Source organism: Sphingobacterium multivorum, from assembly GCF_039511225.1.
In the GTDB taxonomy this organism is placed as follows: Bacteria; Bacteroidota; Bacteroidia; order Sphingobacteriales; family Sphingobacteriaceae; genus Sphingobacterium.
The window spans coordinates 2,195,591-2,214,315 of record NZ_CP154261.1; the positions used below are offsets into that span (position 1 = coordinate 2,195,591).

General features: G+C 44.0%; 16 protein-coding genes. 12 read left to right on the forward strand and 4 right to left on the reverse strand.

Annotated elements, in window-relative coordinates; translation table 11 throughout:
- Positions 1-11 precede the first annotated feature (11 nt).
- The 5 genes from AAH582_RS08895 to AAH582_RS08915 all read left to right on the forward strand — a co-directional run bounded on the left by AAH582_RS08895 (position 12) and on the right by AAH582_RS08915 (position 6,624).
- Entirely contained in the window at positions 12-1,844 is a 1,833-nt protein-coding gene (locus tag AAH582_RS08895; RefSeq protein WP_046675762.1) for a RagB/SusD family nutrient uptake outer membrane protein, read from the forward strand.
- Positions 1,845-1,869: 25 nt separating this feature from the next.
- Positions 1,870-2,265, forward strand: coding sequence for a hypothetical protein (locus AAH582_RS08900; RefSeq protein WP_046676362.1), 396 nt, complete (start codon positions 1,870-1,872; stop codon positions 2,263-2,265).
- Positions 2,266-2,273: 8 nt separating this feature from the next.
- Positions 2,274-3,266 carry a DUF4466 family protein gene (locus AAH582_RS08905; protein ID WP_343321875.1) on the forward strand — a complete coding sequence of 331 codons (993 nt, stop codon included), beginning with the start codon at positions 2,274-2,276 and terminating at the stop codon, positions 3,264-3,266.
- A gap of 4 nt (positions 3,267-3,270) precedes the next feature.
- Entirely contained in the window at positions 3,271-5,919 is a 2,649-nt protein-coding gene (locus AAH582_RS08910) for a hypothetical protein (RefSeq protein WP_343321876.1), read from the forward strand.
- A gap of 66 nt (positions 5,920-5,985) precedes the next feature.
- The gene (locus AAH582_RS08915; RefSeq protein ID WP_046675764.1) at positions 5,986-6,624 is read left to right on the forward strand and encodes a GntR family transcriptional regulator; all 639 of its coding nucleotides are present in this window, start codon (positions 5,986-5,988) and stop codon (positions 6,622-6,624) included.
- 32 nt (positions 6,625-6,656) lie between these two features.
- Here the strand turns inward: AAH582_RS08915 and AAH582_RS08920 are convergent, their stop codons facing one another.
- Positions 6,657-7,454: an SMP-30/gluconolactonase/LRE family protein gene (locus AAH582_RS08920; protein WP_343321877.1), complete on the reverse strand. Its 798-nt coding sequence runs from the start codon at positions 7,452-7,454 to the stop codon at positions 6,657-6,659.
- Positions 7,455-7,614: 160 nt separating this feature from the next.
- Here AAH582_RS08920 and AAH582_RS08925 point away from each other — a divergent pair, with 160 nt between their 5' ends.
- From AAH582_RS08925 to AAH582_RS08955, 7 genes are read left to right on the forward strand one after another with little or no spacing between them, the layout of a single operon-like run.
- Complete coding sequence (locus AAH582_RS08925; RefSeq protein ID WP_343321878.1) at positions 7,615-8,937, forward strand: aspartate aminotransferase family protein; 1,323 nt, start codon at positions 7,615-7,617, stop codon at positions 8,935-8,937.
- Positions 8,938-8,946: 9 nt separating this feature from the next.
- Positions 8,947-10,125 carry a galactonate dehydratase gene (gene dgoD / locus AAH582_RS08930; RefSeq protein WP_046675767.1) on the forward strand — a complete coding sequence of 393 codons (1,179 nt, stop codon included), beginning with the start codon at positions 8,947-8,949 and terminating at the stop codon, positions 10,123-10,125.
- A 16-nt stretch (positions 10,126-10,141) separates the two neighbouring features.
- On the forward strand, positions 10,142-10,909 hold the full coding sequence (locus AAH582_RS08935; protein ID WP_343321879.1) for an SDR family NAD(P)-dependent oxidoreductase: 768 nt from the start codon (positions 10,142-10,144) through the stop codon (positions 10,907-10,909).
- 3 nt (positions 10,910-10,912) lie between these two features.
- A complete protein-coding gene (locus AAH582_RS08940) occupies positions 10,913-12,304 on the forward strand; it encodes a hypothetical protein (RefSeq protein ID WP_343321880.1) in 1,392 nt (463 codons plus the stop codon).
- Positions 12,285-13,850, forward strand: a complete 1,566-nt coding sequence (locus AAH582_RS08945; RefSeq protein WP_046675770.1) for an SLC5 family protein — start codon at positions 12,285-12,287, stop codon at positions 13,848-13,850. The genes AAH582_RS08940 and AAH582_RS08945 overlap by 20 nt, the downstream gene beginning before the upstream one ends.
- Positions 13,851-13,890: 40 nt before the next feature.
- A complete protein-coding gene (locus tag AAH582_RS08950; RefSeq protein WP_343321881.1) occupies positions 13,891-15,102 on the forward strand; it encodes a M20 metallopeptidase family protein in 1,212 nt (403 codons plus the stop codon).
- Positions 15,095-16,066, forward strand: coding sequence for a Gfo/Idh/MocA family protein (locus tag AAH582_RS08955; RefSeq protein WP_343321882.1), 972 nt, complete (start codon positions 15,095-15,097; stop codon positions 16,064-16,066). Before AAH582_RS08950 ends, AAH582_RS08955 begins: the two co-directional genes overlap by 8 nt.
- Before the next feature lie 18 nt (positions 16,067-16,084).
- Here AAH582_RS08955 and AAH582_RS08960 read toward each other — a convergent pair whose 3' ends face one another.
- The 3 genes from AAH582_RS08960 to AAH582_RS08970 are packed head-to-tail and all read right to left on the reverse strand — an operon-like array spanning position 16,085 to position 18,228.
- The gene (locus AAH582_RS08960; RefSeq protein WP_343321883.1) at positions 16,085-16,762 is read right to left on the reverse strand and encodes a YiiX family permuted papain-like enzyme; all 678 of its coding nucleotides are present in this window, start codon (positions 16,760-16,762) and stop codon (positions 16,085-16,087) included.
- 15 nt (positions 16,763-16,777) lie between these two features.
- Positions 16,778-17,734 (reverse strand): hypothetical protein, encoded by a 957-nt coding sequence (locus AAH582_RS08965; RefSeq protein ID WP_343321884.1) that lies wholly within the window; start codon positions 17,732-17,734, stop codon positions 16,778-16,780.
- 2 nt (positions 17,735-17,736) lie between these two features.
- Complete coding sequence (locus AAH582_RS08970) at positions 17,737-18,228, reverse strand: hypothetical protein (RefSeq protein WP_046675775.1); 492 nt, start codon at positions 18,226-18,228, stop codon at positions 17,737-17,739.
- Between the last annotated feature and the right edge of the window lie 497 nt (positions 18,229-18,725).

An 18,725-nucleotide genomic window follows, 5' to 3' on the forward strand; every position in this document is an offset into this window, starting at 1 on the left:
TATTTGAACTTATGAAATCGATATATAACATCGTGTTTATTTCTTCTTTGTTGCTTCTTGGTTTATCCGCGTGCCGCAAAGATTTGTTAAATCAAAATCCAACAACAACGCCAAGCTCTGAAACGTTCTGGGTGGACGAAAATGACGCGCTTGCTGCCTTAATGGCGAACTATTCGATATTTAGACCTTGTTTTGATCGTGACTATCATTTTGATGGTCATGGTGATTACCTGAAGGTGTACAATACCGGTGCGGCGCCTATTTCATTAACGGTGAATAGTCCGATGAATTATGGTTCCGGTGCGTCGGCAATGTATAGAGCATTGTATGGATCTATATTCAGTTCCAACTTTGTGATCGAAAATACCAATGCGCGCTTGCTGCCCGTAGCAAAAACTGATGCTGTAAAACAGACCTTGGAAACAATCGTGGCGGAAGCCAAATTGCTGCGTGCCATTGCCTACTTTAGACTGATTTCCTTATGGGGCGATGTACCTTATTTTTATAAATCGGCACCGGCGCCTGCAGAGGCTGATACGGTGCGTAGAATGCCTATTGCGCAGCTGAAAGATTCCATTATGGCTGATTTAAATTACGCTGTGGACAAATTGCCGAATAAGGGGGCTGCAATTGGTCGTGCCGGTAAGCCTGCCGCGTTGGCCTTCCGTGGTAAGTTTCAATTGTACTGGGGTTCGTGGAAGAAAAATGGATGGCCCGAATTGGATGGATTTGTGCAATCTGCTGCCGACGCTAAGTCGGCCTATACGGCGGCAGCTGCGGATTTTAAGCGTGTGATCAATGATTTTGGTATCAAAATGTTTAGAAATGGTGACCCAGGTTCATGGGGTGAATTGGGGAAGGCAGATGTGCTCCCAAATTATTACTACATGTTTATACCTTCTACGGGCAACTTGAGTCAAGATGAGGAAATGGTCATGGTGCTTACCCATGGCGGTGTGGGTACAAAACAGAGTGAGGAATATCAACGTGTGTGGACTGGGCCATTGGTGTCTTTAGGGCAGAACCAAGCTATTCCGCGTTATGAATTGGCCGACCGTTATCAATCTACCATTACGGGAGATTTCTTGCCCAAGATGGTTCAGCTAGATCCAGTGAAAAATCCGGCAGCACGTACAACAGCAAATTCAGCGGTGAACCCTGAGTCGTACCGTAATCGCGATTATCGCATGAAAGCGACTTTGTTGTGGGATTATGAATTGATTATGGGTATGAGCCCTACGGAGACGACAGGTTATATTCCTTTTGTCTACAAAACTTGGGGTGCTGCGGTGACGGTTAACGGTGTATCTTACAAAACTTCCTTCACCGATAATACCACAAATCTCTCGGGATTACAATCGCGTAAATTTGTGCGCAATTATGGTGGTGTGGCACGTAGTGATGGAAATTACAATTGGCCTTTGATGCGCATTGCAGACGTGTATCTGATGTATGCTGAAGCGACCAATGAGATTGGTGGTCCACAGGCGGATGCGATTGATTTGGTTAATAAGGTCAGGCGCCGTGGTAACTTGCCCGCGCTTGCGGGGGCTAAAACCGCTTCTCGTGATGCTTTTTTTGATGCTATAGAACAGGAAAGGATCGTAGAGTTGTTTGGTGAAGGACAGCGTGCCTTTGACCTGCGGAGATGGCGTAAACTGGAAACCGTATTTGGTAAGCCTTATGGTGATGGAAAATGGTTCCAGGATAGTTTTGGGAATAATTGGGAGCGCTTTTTCTTCAATGAGTCTGAGTTGACTTATCAAAAGTGTTATATCTATCAAATCCCGGAAACAGAACGTTCGCGGAATCCGAATTTAACACAAAATATACCTTGGAAATAAGATGGTAACACTTGACTGTAATAAGATGAAATATACATTATTTTTAATCGGCATGCTGTTCGTTAGCTTGTCCGGTTGTAAGGATGATTATCCAATGGATGAGGATGGTTTGTTGATCACGACCAGGTCGGAATGTTATGTCAGTAGTTTTGAACTGTTGGGCGCCGATTTTCAGACAGTACGGACCAAAGCTGCCTTGGTAGATACCGTTGAGCAAACCATAAAAGTGGAGGTGCTCTTTGGTACGGATTTGAAAAATCTATACCCACAGTTTTCATTGGTCACCGATGCGGTATTAGATCCTAAGATTTTAGGAAAACAAGATTTTTCCAATTTGGATACGCCACGTGAATGGACTGTCGTGTCTGGAAATAGAAAGGTTCGTAAGACGTATAAAGTTTATTTGACAGTACAAAAATAAGTAAGCTGATGAAAACAAATTATTTAAAAATAGGGCTACTGTCCATCGGATTTGGGCTCTTGCTGTTAGGTTCTTGTAAAGAAGAAGCTTATGAAATTCCAAAAGCAAAAGATGGTTTGCAAAACGACATCATTAAGCGCTCTTTAGGGCCAAATGTGGTTGGTGCTACCATAGACTTTGCTTATGCGGCGGCGATATTACCAGATCAGGGGAAGCTCACATCGATCGCTGTGGAAGCCAGCATTGCGGGTGATGAGGGTACTGTGCTTGAAAACAAATCGTACTACACCAGTAGTACCGGGGCAGACGTAGGTGTTGTCGTTGGCGACCCTGCGACAGTAAATGGGAATAGGACGGAGGTGAAATTTACAAAAGACACCTCGGCTTCAACGCTGCGTTATAGCTACAAAATACCGGCAGCAGCAAAAGGTAAATCGGTTACGTTTACATTCAGGGCGAGGTCCAGTAATGGGCAGGAAATTGCGTTGAAGACCGAAGCGTATGCGATTCGTAATATGGATATGGCCTTAGACTTGATCGGGAAAGATGGGGCTGCCTGCTTTTTTTCTGTAGCAGATCTAAAATGGTATACAGCAACGGAAGCTGCAGCAAACCCGGATAAAATTGATTTGATCTATTTGTACCGGCCATTGCCAACGGTGACTTATGCACATTCATTGGTTGCTCCCACGACGGATGCCAGTTATTTGCCGAGCTTCACCTTACCTGTCGGGCTGACAAATAAAACGAAGATCGTGAAGGCTTGGACCGTGCGGGATCAACAATTGGCACGATTGCAATACAGTGTATTTGTGGACGATGTGGATTTGAAAGACAAATCGTTTATCGATGCGCCAGATTTTGCCATTAATTTAAAAGCTGAATCAGGACTATGGCTGCAAACGGCAGATGGTAAATACAATGCTTATGTATTTGTCAATAGCGTAAATAATACCACGAAAGAAATGAAGATCAGTGTAAAAAGGTTGCAAGTAAAATAAGGATATGGGTGCAAGGATATGGCTTAAAGTTAAAGGTACTATGCTAGGGGTCGCTTTTATGGCGATCCTTGGAGTGTCCTATGGGCAGCAGGCAAAGATTACTTCGATAAAGGGAAATGGGCAGAGGTTGCAGGTGCAGGTAGACGTTCCGACCGCTGGTGTCTATACCTTGGTTTCAGAAGGTGAGGTTACCGATTTGGATAAAATTAAGGCTGCGGATAAAACAGGTATGATGACGCTGTATGCGATGATTGATGTTCGCGCCGCCCGATCGACCAAACGGATCGTATTCGACAGCTTTAAAGGTGCGAAGCAAGATCTTGGTAAATTTTATTTTGGGAAAGGGAAGCAGACGGTCGGCATGCAATTGCCAGCTAATTTTAAAATTAAAGCTGTTTCGATCAATGCCTTTGTGCCTCCAGTTGCACCAGCTGCAGCGGAAAATTATAAACCAAAGATTGTTCCACCTGCAGGTCATCCCAGATTATGGGTTAACAAAGAATCTTTGCCGCTTGTTAAAGGGCGGCTGGAAGAGGCGGAGCATCTGGAAGCTTGGGGAAAAGTGAAAACACTTGCGCAGCAACCTGTTCAATTTATTTTCGATCCGAATAAGGAAATGTTTTACGATGAAAAGCTCGAGCGTGCTATTGAATCAAAAGCGTTTTATTACCTCATGTCCGGTGACGAAAAAATAGGTCAAGAGGCGGTCAGACTGGCGGATCAGTACTTGACGATGTTGGAGTTCGGGAATGTATCCTATGGTGATATTACACGTGAGCTGGGACGTGCAATTTATACGGGTGCACTGGTGTACGACTGGTGCTACTCCTTATTGGATGTACGCGTTAAGGCCAACCTGCATAAAAATATGATGCGTCTGGCGCAAGATATGGAAATTGGCTGGCCTCCCTTTTTTGGTATCGAAAGTATTATCAATGGGCATGGGAATGAGGCGCAGGTGTCGCGCGATCTGCTGGCAATGAGTATTGCTTTATATGACGAGGATCCTGTACCGTACAAGTATACTTCGTATGCTATTTTGGAAGAGTTGGTGCCCATGCGCAAGTTTGAGTATCAGTCTCCGCGCCATAATCAAGGTGTTGATTACGGTGGCTATCGTTTTGGGTGGGAAATGCATGGAGCCTGGTTGTATTATCGCATGCTTGGCTATCCGGTTTTTGACGATAACATCAAGGATATGCCGTATTACTGGCTGTATATGCGCACGCCTGACGGAAAAATGTTACGCGACGGGGATATGTTTAATGTAAAGTACAACAGCAGTGCCGATTTTTATTGGAAAAATCCGCAGACCATGTTGCTTTGTTATGCCTATTCAGGCAATCCGGTAATCAAGGCCGAGTTTGTCAAGCAGGGCGGTTTGCCCGACAATCCAATCTTGTTTCTCCTCTTGGATGATCCAAAATTGAAGCCGGATTTTGACCGTGAGAAAATGCCGTTGACAAAGGATTTTGGACCCATCTTAGGGTCTATGGTTGCCCGGACAGGCTGGAGCGAAGAGAACGGAAGTTCCGATGTGGTTGCAGAAATTAAGGGTGGTGGTTATCATTTCGGCAATCATCAGCATGCCGATGCAGGTGCGCTGCAAATCTATCATCATGGTATTCAGGTTGGTGATCTTGGCCTGTATCTTTCCTATGGCTCCCCTTATGATTTTAACTTTAATAAGCGGTCGGTTGCGCATAGTATGCTTTTGGTGCGTGATCCTGCTGAGCCGCTGTTGTTCAGGACCAAAACAAACGATGGTGGTACTCGGTTTAGCCAGCGTTTTCCACGTACGGTTGAGGAGGTATTAAGTGACTCCTGGTACCATACCGGAGAGATCAGGGCATCGGCATTTGGTAAGGATCCCATTCAGCCGAGCTATAGCTATTTCAATGTGGATCTAACAGCTGCATATACCGCTAAAGTGAAATCCTATACTAAAAGTTTCCTGTTTTTGAATTTGAAGCGGAAGGATGTGCCTGCGGTCATTGTCCTATTGGACGAGCTTAAGACCAATGATCAGAAATTTGAGCCCTACTGGCAGATCAATACGCTTGAAAAGCCGTTACAAAGTGAAACAGGTTTTGTATTGCATAGTCAATTTAAAAATGTTGCTGGTGCTACCTATGTTGATTTGCTGAAGCCGCAATTAAGAGACTGTGCGGTGAAATTGTATTCGGGCGATTCGACTGCTTTTGTTTTTGGTGATCTTTATCAGGTCAAGTCTCCTTGGCCAGAGGCTAGAGGAACACGGATTATGGTCTCGCCCAAACAGGAAAGTGATCAGGCCAGTTATGCTTCGGTTTTTCAGATGACGGAGAGTGGTTCTTCAAAATTACCGGTGTATGCTGAGGAAAAAGCGAATTATTATTTAATAAGGGTGGCTGATCGTTTACTGGTGGTGGCCAAACCAAATCAATATCTTAATGAATCCATTGAATTTGCGGTACCGGGAGATCAGTCGTATGAGGTTGTTGTGGTTGGTTTGAAAGATGGTTTCTGGAATATGAAAAGTTCATTAAAAAATGGTAGCTTTAATATAAATGTCCTGAAAGGGAATCATACAACCAGTTGGAAATCTAAAGCCGAAACTATTTATTTATCGCCGGGGAGACAGTATGGTGCCCAAGAGGGGAAGATTAATTAAAGAATACGTTGTTTAAATTTTTTTAATGATTTTGTATTCTTATTTTTGCATAAAATTGTATACAATATGAAAGAGGATTCGCTTGCCTATAAAGTTTATTTAGAAGTACGTAAGAAAATTTTGTCCAGTCAGCTGGCTGGAGGGGCAAGATTGGTGGAGAGTGCTTGGGCGGATAAGTTGACGGTGAGTCGAGTGGCTGTTCGTGAGGCTTTTATGCGGTTAGCAGGCGAGAGTCTGGTTGAGTTTGGTGAAAAAGGCGGCTGCTTTGTGAAAAAAATGACAGTCGAAGATGTGAAGGATATTCGTGAGCTGCGTGAGTTGTTGGAAATAGGTGCATTAAAGATTCTGTTTTCAAAGAAAAGTAAAGAGCTTATCGAAGATTTGGAACTGATCTGTAACGATTTTTCGGAGATGGTCAGCAAGGGGTATTATGGTGGTGCTTGCGAGGCGGATGTTCGTTTTCATGAGCGGATTATTGAGGGAACTTGCAATTCAAGGTTGATTTCTATTTACAAGAACAGTAACATTCCCTTATTTCATATGAAGCTCGGGGCTATTATGGGGCAGATGGAAGATTACCTGGATACGGAGAAGGAGCATCGCGCTATTGTTGATGCGCTGAAAGCGGATGACTGGAATAAAGCCTATACAACCCTGGTTCATCATTTGGATCGCGGCGAGCAAGAAGCCTTGGAATTGGTTTAATATTTTTTGGATTTTTATAGGGGGTCTATTGTTTACAATAGACCCTTTTTTGTGCTGCCCCACTGCAACAATTGCCCTTTTTCAGCTTCTGTAATCATAAGTCCCTGAATGCCTTTTGGGTCTAAAGCACAATTTGTCGGATTCTTTCCCGGCGTAGGTATTTTCTCGATCGTCTTGTTTTTGGTATCAATGGATAGGATATGTTGCGATCCATAGATAGCGGCATAAAGCTGGTTATCCTGATCGAAGGCAATTCCATCTGGGCCAATAAGACCACCTGTTTCGATGAATTTTTCGATGTTCTCCACCTGTTGTGTCAAGCTGTTCCAGTGCATTTTCCAGATCCATTTTGTACCCGTTTCGGCGACAAAAAGTGTACAGTTGTCTGCTGCGAAAGCCAATCCGTTTGGGTAAAATAGACCCGTGTGGACCTTGGAAAGATTACCCTGTTTATTTAGGCAGCAGAGGTAGCCTGTACCATCGTCCAGGTCATTTCCCGGGCAGGAGAATAATAGGTTCCCTTCGGTATCAAAACATAAGTCGTTGGGCATTTTTAATGGCTTTCCTGCGATTTTCGTAGCTATTGTTGTGCAGGTTTTGTGTAAGGGATCATAACAACGGATGCTATTTTGTTGTGAGTCGCAAAACCATATTATGCCGTTTTTATCGATTGCAATGCCGTTGGGATGTCCATTCACAGCTATTCTGCTATACTGATTGTCTTTGTAATAGATCAAGTTTCCTGCTTCTTTCTCCACAAGCCATATACCATCCTCCCGGTCGAAAGCGGGGCCTTCTGGAAAAAGGAGTCCTTCAATGAGAATATTCATTTTTAAAAATTTTAAAATTTATTTTAAATGTATACAAAAATATTGTAATTTGGTATACATAAAATAAGGTGTATTTAAATACAACTTATTGATGACTGCGACCTGTGTGGCGGTGATCGTCCAATTATAACAATAACAAATAGCAAAACTTTTAATAGGCATGCAAGAAAATGAAAAATCAGCCGCGATACTGCGGGAGAATGCAAGATGGATACCGGGTGGAGTGGTATCGTTAAATCGGAAGTCAGATCCGAATATCTGCTTCGTCAAAGGAAATGGTAGTCTGGTCGAAGATATTGATGGGAACAGCTACATAGATTATCAGGCTGGATTTGCAGCATCCTTTCTGGGGCATAATGATCCTGACGTGAACGCTGCAGTGTTACAGACCTTGCAGGAACAGCAGGTATTGATGGGGGCTGGGCCAACCTTACTCGAAGGTGAGTTTGCGGAGCTTTTTTGTCAGTCTGTTCCTTCGGTAGAGAGCGTTCAGATCACAACGACAGGATCGGAAGCGACTTACCATGCCATCCGTATTGCCCGTGCTGTAACGGGGCGCGATCATGTGATTGTTATGCAGGGGGGCTACAATGGCTGGCACAACGATGTGGCCTGCAATGTGATCAGTCAACGTGCCGATGTGGGTTCGTATCAAAGTCCGGGGGAATATCCATTCGATTCATTGAGTGCTGGCGTTCCCAAAAATCACAGCGATTTGGTACACATTGTCAACTACAACGATTTGGAAAGTGTGCTGTATGTGGTTCAAAAATATGATGTTGCCTGTATTCTGTTGGAACCGATTCTGCAGAATATCGGGATTGTGAAACCGAAGGAAGGTTATTTGGAAGGTTTACGCAAGATGGCCGACGCGCATGGATTTCTGTTGATCTTTGATGAAGTAAAAACCGGATTCAGACATGCGCTGGGGGGCTATCAGTCCATCTGTGGTATTCAGCCGGATCTTTCAACCTTCGGAAAGGCGGTTGCAAACGGTTACCCATTGGGTGTTATTGCAGGAAAGAAAAAATATATGGATTACTTTGTGGATCCTGATAAGTCGAAGCGCGTTATGATTGCCGGTACATTTAATGCTTTTCCTTTAACGACGGCGGCGGCGATTGCGACACTGAAAAAATTAGGCAGCGCCGAGCATCGCGTTTATGAACATGTAGAGGCGCTTGGTGCGCGTTTGGAGCAGGGATATAAGGAAATATTTCCTAAATTAGGCGTACCGTTTTATGTCGCACGCCAAGGATCTGCCTTCTGTACATATTTTATGGACCATGCGCCAGTCAATTTTCATGATATTTTGGATAACCACAATTTTGAGCTGGATACCCAATATCGAAAAAAGCTCATAAAAGAGGGGATTTTCAATTTCCCGGCACCAATTAAACAAGGAAGTATCTCCTTTGCACATACGGAGGATGATATCGACAGAACGTTGGAGGCAACTGAACGCGTAATAAAAAGTTTGTAAACCCTAACTATGAAAATAACCGCTATTGAAACCTTTGTATGCCATGCGCGCATGCGAAATTGGATTTTTGTCAAAATTATGACCGACCAGCCCGGGCTTTGGGGATGGGGCGAAGCCACCTTGGAGTGGCATACGCAAAGTGTGGTCGGAGCTATCAAGGATATTTCTCAATTGTTGATCGGTGAAGATCCGCGTCGTATTGAATACCTGTGGCAGATGATGTATAGGCAACATTTCTGGCATGGAAACGGTATCGTTCGCGGTACGGCCATCAGTGGTATCGATATCGCCTTATGGGATATCTTAGGTAAAATTCACAATGTCCCTTGTCATGAGCTGTGGGGAGGTCGTGTACGTGACTATATCCGTTTGTATTGTCATTTAGGTGGAGGTCGCATGGAGGATTTTTACGAGACTGCTCCGGACGATGCCAAGCGATTTGGGGATCTGGCGCTGAAAGCTGTTGATGAGGGTTTTACCGCTTTTAAATCGATGGCTGTCCCAGAGACGATGTCGTTGGAAGGTCTTCGTCCCATTAAATATGCTGAAGCTTGCGTGAAGGCCATGCGTGACGCTGTCGGCGACGATATTGATATTATGGTGGATTGCCATGCGCGGCCAAGCCCACGTATGGGGATGCAATTTGCGAAAGCATTGGAGCCTTATGGCCTGTATTTCTTTGAAGAGCCATGCTGGCCAGAGACCATGGAAGATATTGCCTTGATTCAACGGGCGGTGACGACACCTATTGCTTCAGGCGAACGTTTGATCGGAGTGCATGCCTTTCGGGATATGCTCGAAAAGCGTGCCGTAAGTGTTATACAGCCTGATATTACACATTGTGGCGGTCTGACTGAAGCGCGTAAAATTGGAGCTTTGGCCGATGCTTATCGTGTATCTATGGCACCACATAATCCACAGGGCCCCGTAAGTACAGCTGCTTCCATTGAGCTGGGATTTGCAACACCATCCTATATTATTTGTGAAAGTGTGCATAAGGACGTCGAATGGCGCCAGGACGTCGTTACCGAAGGGTTTACGGTTCAAGAGAAGGGGCGGATTGTCCTTCCGAATAAGCGCGCCGGTTTGGGCATTGAAATCAATGAAGAAGAGGTAAAGAAACACCCTTTTCAACAGGAAATATTGCAGCGAACCTTCTATAAAGACGGTAGTGTAGGGGATTGGTAGTCTAAAAATAGCGATAATGGAGGAATATAAGAATAAGGTCGTCTTGATCAGTGGGGGACTTGGCGATATCGGAAGGGCTATGGCTGAAGCATTTTTGACCCAGCAGGCCATTGTATGTATCTCGGATCGGTTTGAACCACAGGTGGCTAGCGAGCGATGGCCCTTGTTGGATGACGCTGGAGCGCGTCTATTTTATGATCAGGTCGATGTAGCGGATGCCGGGCAGGTGGACGCCTGGGTGACACGGATAAGACAGGAGCTGGGGGCAATTTCCATCTGTATCGCGAATGCCGCATGTGTCACGATTAAAGATTTCAGCACGATAAGCAATGCGGAATGGAAGAATGAAATGGCCATTAATCTCGACGGTTCATTCTTCTTGGCGAATGCCTGTGCAAAGTCATTTGTGGAGAATGAGATCGCAGGTTCGATCGTTTTTATGGGCAGCTGGGCGGCACACGCCGTACATCAAAATTTACCGGCATATAGTGTCTCTAAGGCTGGCCTGCGTATGCTTTGCCAGGCCATGGCCCTTGAATATGCAGCATACGGAATTCGTGTCAACGAGATTGCACCAGGCTATGTCAATGCGGGCTTGAGCAAAGTGGTCTGGTCATCAAATGCCGAACTTCAAATGAAAGCAAAGGCTGTGGTGCCACTTGGTCAGATTATAGAAGCTGAAGAGGTTGCAAAACAGGTACTTTGGATCTGTTCGGACAATTGTAAACATATGACTGGTACCGCAATTGTGATGGATGGTGGACTGTCCTTGATTAGACCCTAATGTATGAAACAGAAAGACGTCTTGAAAGAAACGACCGGTAGCTTGTGCGCACGATTTGGACTTGGTGAGTGTGATATTACTCCACCGGTCGGCATCTATTCCCGTAATTGGGGGGCAGCTGCATTTGACCAGGCAACCGCTGTTCACCAACCTCTGATGATGCATTGTTTAGCTATGCAATCCTGCGATAGCTTGCCCGCAATTCTGCTAACCGCCGATTTGGGCTGGTGGAAAAATGCTGCTGATGAACAGAATTTGCGATTAGCACTGCTCAGTCATTTTAATCTGGCTGAATCGCAGCTGATTTTTGCGCTGTCGCATACCCATGCCGGGCCAAGCATCTGTTCGACAGATGCAGCACAACCTGGAGGTGAACTGATTTCGCCCTACCTTGAATTCCTCAAACAACAGGCGATATATTGCATCGAAACGGCACTAAGTGGGCTGTTTAACGGCAGCCTAACCTGGAATTATGGTGTATGCGATTTGGCCAGCAACCGCGATCTGAAAGTCGATGATCATTATCTGATTGGTTACAATCCATTGAAAGAAGCGGATACAACCTTGTTGGTCGGGCGGTTGTATGATGAAACTGAAAGCTTAAAAGCAGTTATTTGTAATTATGCCTGCCACCCAACCAGCTTTGCCCACGAGAATGATTTGCTCTCGCCCGATTTTGTTGGCGAAATGCGGAATACAGTAGAGCGCTCTTTATCCGTGCCTTGTCTTTTTTTACAGGGTGCATCCGGTGATTTGGCTCCACGGAGACAGTATGTAAAAGATCCGGCACTGGTCGAAGCCAACGGGAAGCAGTTGGGCTATGCGGTGCTCGCGACGCTGGCCCAGGAACAGCGTAGTCATAAAAATTGGGTTTTTAAGGAATCTTTGATCTCGGGGGCGCCACTGGCCTGTTGGGGATTTCGGGAACAGCGCGCTTCAACCGATTTTAAGCAAAGGGTATTATCGATCAAAGTACCTTACAAAAAGCTACCGAGTCCCGAAGCAATTTTGAGTGAATATGAAGGCTGTACGGACCGTGTTATGAAAGATCGCCTTTGGCGGAAATATAATACCCGTAAATCCATTGGAGATCAACAGGATGCTATTATTCCGGTGTGGATCTGGAAAATGGGGGATGCTGTGTTGGTGGCGCAGGCCAACGAAGCTTATTCCTGTTATCAAATGGAAGTAAGAGCTGAATTTCCAGATCATACAATCGTTTTTATCAATATTGCGAATGGGTATGTGGGGTACCTTGCACCGAAAGAGCTTTATGATAAGGATATTTATGCCGTGTGGCAAAGCCCCTATGCCAGCGGCGGTCTTGAAATACTTATTGAACAAACTAAATTAGGAATTCAAACATTATTGACCGATGAAACTCGATTGGATTGATGTCATTATTTTTGCCGTATATATTATTGGTATAGTGGTATTGGGCTTATATGCTTCGAAAAAAAACTCCGCTTCGAAGCGGGACTATTTTCTTGCAGGCGATAAGCTGCCCTGGTGGATGATCGGGGGTAGTATCATCGCAGCAAATATCAGCAGTCATCATCTCGTTGGCGCTATGGGCGCCGCTTATAGTCGTGGTTTTGTAGCCATTACCCTGGAGTGGGGCGCGATTCTAATCGGTTTTAATGCATTATTGTGGATATTTCTCCCTTTTTATATCCGCAACGGTTTCTATACGATACCTGAATACCTCGAAAAAAGATACGGCAACGCTACCCGCGTGTTGTACGCTATTTTGATCTTGTTTACTTATGTGTTTGTGGAGATTGGGGCAGTTCTTTATTTGGGCGGTCTGTCGCTGCACGCTTTATTCGGCATTCCTATTTTATACAGCATTTTTGGAATGGCAATTCTGACCGGTTTATATACCGTATTAGGTGGGCTAAAAGCGGTGATATGGACAGAGATGGTGCAGCTTGTCATTTTGGTGTTGGGGGGAATTGTACTAACTTTTGCCACCATTGATGCTGCAGGGGGATTTCAGTCGGTCATAGACTCATCCAAAGATTGGAAAATGTTTTATCCTGCTTCTGATCCTGATTTTCCCTGGACCATGTACTTAGGCGGATTGTTGTGTATCAGTGTGTTTTATTGTGCGACAAACCAGTTTATTGTGCAGCGCGTATTAGCGGCAAAAAATGAATGGCATGGGCGTATGGGGGTTATCTTTGGTGACTATCTTAAATTTTTGGTTCCATTGATTATTACTATTCCGGCATTGGTGGCTCCAAAATTCCTGCCGCATCTCGATCAGCCCGATTTGCTGTTTGCAACACTCGTGGAAACCTTATTGCCCAAAGGTCTGGTAGGGTTGGTGATGGCCGGATTAATTTCGGCGATCATGTCCCACATTTCAGGAGCGATCAACTCCTGTACAACAATTCTGACCGTGGATATCTATAGCCAGTATATTAATAAAAATGCAAGCGACTACGAAGCGGTCCGTTTTGGTAAGCGCGCCGGAGTTGCTATTATCGTACTCGGGATCATGAGTGCGGTTGTACTGATCAGTTATTCGGATAAGCCGGTTTTCCTTTATTTGATGAATCTGTATGGTCTTTTCACACCAGGCATTGCAACCATGTTTTTAATGGGGGTATTTTGGAAAAGAACCACATCGCAGGGTGCCTTGACCGCCGGTTTATTGACAATTCCCCTTTCTTTACTTTTGGAATACACCTTACCTGAAATGCCGTTTTTTAATAGAACAGGCATTGTATTCTGGACTTGTATGCTTGCTTGTGCTGTGGTCAGTTTGTTGACACCAGCGGTCTCCGAAGCAAGATTAAAAAATCTGGTGTTGGCGGGCGATTCTTTTCAGGTACCGGATCAGGATAAAGCCGCTTACCGTGGTTTTCGAAATCCGACCTTATGGTGGATTATTATAACGGTGTTGGTGCTCTATTTTTATGTACGTTATTTTTAGCTTAACTTGCTGACCTGTTATACTCTTAAAACTTATCCACATGATCGACCCAATATTGAAAGAATTAAATGCCAAGATAGCGACTGTTTTTCCAAAAATCGTTGCAATGCGCCGACATATCCATCAGCATCCTGAATTGTCTTTTCAAGAATACGAGACAAGTGCCTATATTCAGCAACAACTTCGCGAACTGGGTATACCATTCGAGCTTGTCGCTCAGACAGGTGTTGTGGCTGTACTGACCGGACAAAAATCGGCGAGCGATGATATTGTGGTATTACGGGCTGATATTGATGCTTTGCCGATACATGAGCAAAATGATGTGGACTATAAATCGAGGAATAGCGGTGTCATGCATGCTTGTGGCCATGATTTTCATACGGCTAATCTCTTGGGGGCGGCGTCCCTATTAAATGATTATAAAACGGAGTTTTCTGGTAAAATTATACTGTTATTTCAGCCTGCCGAGGAAAAGATTCCGGGCGGAGCGATTCAGGTTTTGGAATCCGGGATTCTGGAATCTTTTGATGGAACGATTAAAGCCGTGCTGGGTTTACATGTAAGTCCCCGTGTTTCTGTAGGAAAAGTCGGTTTACGTTCGGGACGATTTATGGCCTCGAGCGACGAGTTCTATTTCACCATTAAGGGACGTGGTGGCCATGCTGCTGAGCCACATCGGGCTGTTGATCCCATTATGATCGGCGCGCAGTTACTCACCACCTTACAGCAAGTTGTCAGCCGGAAAGCCAACCCTGATGTACCGTCTGTATTGACCTTTGGTCGTTTCATTGGGGATGGTGCTGCCAATGTTATTCCCGAGGAAGTTAAATTAGCCGGAACATTTCGTACCATGGATGAGGTATGGCGCAAGGAGGCGCTGGAAATGGTTGCTGAAATAGCGGCAACGCTTCCCGTATCGCTGGGTGCAAAGGTGGAAGTTGAAGTACGGCATGGTTACCCCGCACTTTATAACGATCCCGCATTAACGCAAAAAGTCAAAACAATTATTGCGGAAACGATGGGGAATAGTGTGCCACAAGATCTCGAAATCTGGATGGCAGCCGAGGATTTTGCCTATTATTCTTATCGTTATCCGGCATTGTTCATGTTGATTGGGACAAATAACGACGATTCCACCACGCAATATGGCCTTCACAATCCACAGTTCAATCTGGATGAAAAGGCTTTCGAAACATCCATGGCTGTTTTGGTCAATGCAGCTATTTCTCTTTTGAATGAATCAAATGAATAGAAAGAAATTCTTGATGTCCTCTTTTGCATTTGGACTATCCTATGCCCTTCATGCGAATAACAAGCTGTTCTCGAAGCAAGAGAACGTAAAAAAAATAGGGATCATTGGACTGGATATTACGCACGCTATTGCTTTTACAAGAGCGGTTAATACGGCTGCCAGCAATCATCCCTATGGAAAATTCAGGGTTATTGCGGCTTACCCCTATGGAAGCAAAACAATCCCTTTAAGTATCGAGCGTATTCCGAAAATTACAGCGGAAGTGCAACAGCTCGGGGTTTCGATCGTATCAAGTATTGCCGAACTATTGAAGAAAGTAGATTATGTACTTTTGGAGACAAATGATGGAAATCTTCATTTGGAACAGGCACTTCAAGTGATTAAAGCAAAGAAACCTTTATTTATTGACAAACCAATAGCGAATTCCTATGCGGACGCTTTCAAAATTTTTGAAGCTGCAAGAAAGTATGGTTGCCCTATTTTTTCGTCAAGCTCCTTGCGTTATATTACCGGTCTTCAGGAATTGGATAGGACTAAGGTAATCGGAGCAGATGTCTATTGTCCGGCAGTAACGGAACCTTCACATAAGGATCTGTATTGGTATGGCATCCATGGGGTCGAAATGTTATTTGCATTGATGGGACCGGGATGCCGCTCGGTAAAGACTATTCAGGAACAGGGAACTTCGTTTTATGTTGGGGAGTGGGCGGATGGAAGAATTGCCTCACTTCGGGGCATTCGTGAAGGGAAGGATGATTTTGGTGGAACAGTTTTTTTGAAAGATCAGATTGTCCATTTGGGGCAATTTATGGGATACGGCCCCTTGTTGGATAAGATCCTTCCATTTTTCGAAACGGGTGTAAGTCCGGTTGACGAAAAGGAAACCTTGGCAATATGCGCATTTATAGACGCCGCCGAAGAAAGTAAATTAAACGGCGGCAAGACGGTTCTGCTTCAAAAATAAAAAACTGTGTAGGTATGCTTAATACGTATTCACAACCGTGATCAACAACGGACTATTAAAAATTGAGGCCGGTGATATGACCGTTTCATTCAGCGGGACGCTGTTACCGTAACGCTCTTTCAATTTAGCTTTTACTTCAGGGCTGTTTAAGTCAAAATCTTTCAGCTTTTCCAGCTTCCCAACTTCGATGCCTGCTCCACGTTGGTATATTTTCCAGATCAATTCTGAGCAATATATTTTATCGTCCGACCATTCGAATGTAGCATCATAGTTTTTTCCGAGAAAATCTTTGCCGATCGCTCTCATTTTGGCCAGCGTCGAATTGGTCAGTACCTGATCTGCATTTTTGAGGCGCTTGACCGCGTAATGCTGCTTTTCCCCTCGCGCAATCCAGTGTTCTAACTTAGTTACAGTTACGGGCTGTACGGCTTCCAGTACATAAGGTTTACTGTTCTCATAAAAAATAATCCCACAATGGGAATACGGAGAACGCGTTGCTAATTGGATCGCTTTACATTGCGGTGAAATGGAAGACTGAAAGATCATATCACCATCTTTGAGTGGGGGCAATTTTGCATTATCTTTTGCGTGTTTGGGGGCCACTTTTTTTGGTTGAGCATGTATTGGCTCAGCAAAGATCAGTGTGACTAACATCAAGCTAATCAGCGATAGCAGGTATATAAGTGTCTTTTTCATTGTTTTATTGATGATTTATTGAAATAGTTTCATGATTTTCTTTGACTTGGTCCTTTCGGCAAGTTGAAAAGCAGATAATACGTCGGATTCATATTGGTATACTTTCTCCGTGTTTGCACCGTTCTGCAAAAGATAATCTACGATTATTTTGTTTTTTATTAAGATAGCTTTTCCAAGTAATGTGCATTGTGTAAAGCTATAATCAGCTTTAATTTCATCAATACCCAGTCGGTTCAGGCTATTTAAAGAAGTTTTACGGATAAAATCCATGTCGTTTTTTTCTATTGCCATCTTCAGGATTTCGAAATCATTGAATTGTCTGTTTTTAGCTAGAAATAAATGGTAAAACTGTTTGGCGATAGCGTACTGTCCCTTTTCTAAAATCCGATGAATGGCATTGCTGCTAAATTCCTCTACTGTGGAAAATCCATGCAGCTGACTAAAAAATAAAAGTATATTTTCAAAAGGGAGCTTGGCTATCTCCAGTTGCATGAGGCCGCTCAAATCGTTCGTGTCGAATAAGTTCTCCATGTGTCTGAGGCTGTCCAAAGCGATGAATTGAAATTCGGGTCGATAGTCCCCGAGCAGATTGGAGGATTTGGCTATTACAAAGGTGTTGTCAATAATCTTATAGCTGATAGAGATAGCCGGTTCGGCATAGTTGATTATTGTTATTGTGCTGTCTGAAAGTTCATAATGTTTTGAACGAAGATGCTCCGCCGTTGCGGTGGGAAAAAGCCTGTTGAGATCGACCTGTATGGCGTATATGCCCATTCTGTCTACAGGCAAATTATAACAAAGCGTCCCTTGGTCCGTGATGTAAGAGGGTAGTCTGTTTCCTGTCTGCTGCTGTGCCTGAAAAACGATCTTGTTTTGGTAGGCAAACAACGATGTTGCAAGACCGGCTAATAGGTAAAGAAGGCAAAGACCTGATTTTACCCCTAAGCGATCCATCGGATAAAATGATAACATGACTAATCCTGGTATAATTCTAAAAACTGATTGATCTGATTGGTTAACCCAAACGATTCGGTTTCCAATAAATTGATCTCAGCTTGTATCTCCATTGTAGTCGGCGACAAGGTAAGTTTTCGATAGACCTGAATATCTAGTTCCAAAACGGCTAATTGTAATGCGAGAAGCTGTTTTCCTTCTGTTGTATGGAGTTGAAGTTCATTAAATGCATGTTTTAATCGTTCCAATTCAGCGATTGATTTTTGGATGTCATTTTCATCGGCCTTGCCAAAGTTTGGATAGGCTTCTCCCAACGTGCGAAAAGCATCGAGGTATTCTTCCTCGGACATTTCATAAATATTCGAATAGAGCATATTATACGCATCAATGGCGTCATAGGTTTCCGAATCCATTAAGTCTTCACGATAGTCCTCGACCAACTGTTTGATGTCTTGAGATTCAATCTGTAAGATTGACTCAATATCCTGTTTGATAAGATTGGCTATTTCCATGCTTTATGCTTAAAGTAATCTAAAGTCCCTCGCCGGCTCACAAATTTGCTGACAAAGAATTTCGCGACTTTGGTATAGACAAAGATCTTGTTTTATCGCAAAATTTCAATCCCTATAATCAGCTAATTTTTATTAAAACTGTCCCGCAGCAGTTTTTTATCACCTGAACATCTCCTATAGGGCGTGTGGCGTCCATATTTCCATCGCATTTTTCTGTCTTGTCGCACGTATTTTTCTTTCTGCCCGTCAATCAAACGGAGAGCGGAATGCCGTGTAGCCAAACGGGGATGAGCGAGCTATCAAATTCTACCTTTTAACATTGTTTGTTCAGTGCTTGTTCAGTGATCGTTCAGTGCTTGTTCAGTGATGACTCAGTGCGGACTGTATAATTAATGACTGATCACTGTCTAAATAGTGTTTAAAAATTGTTATGAGATACGACTTGGTATACGTATGTGTCGGTTTAACATCGGTTAATCAGAAATCAGATTTAGGAC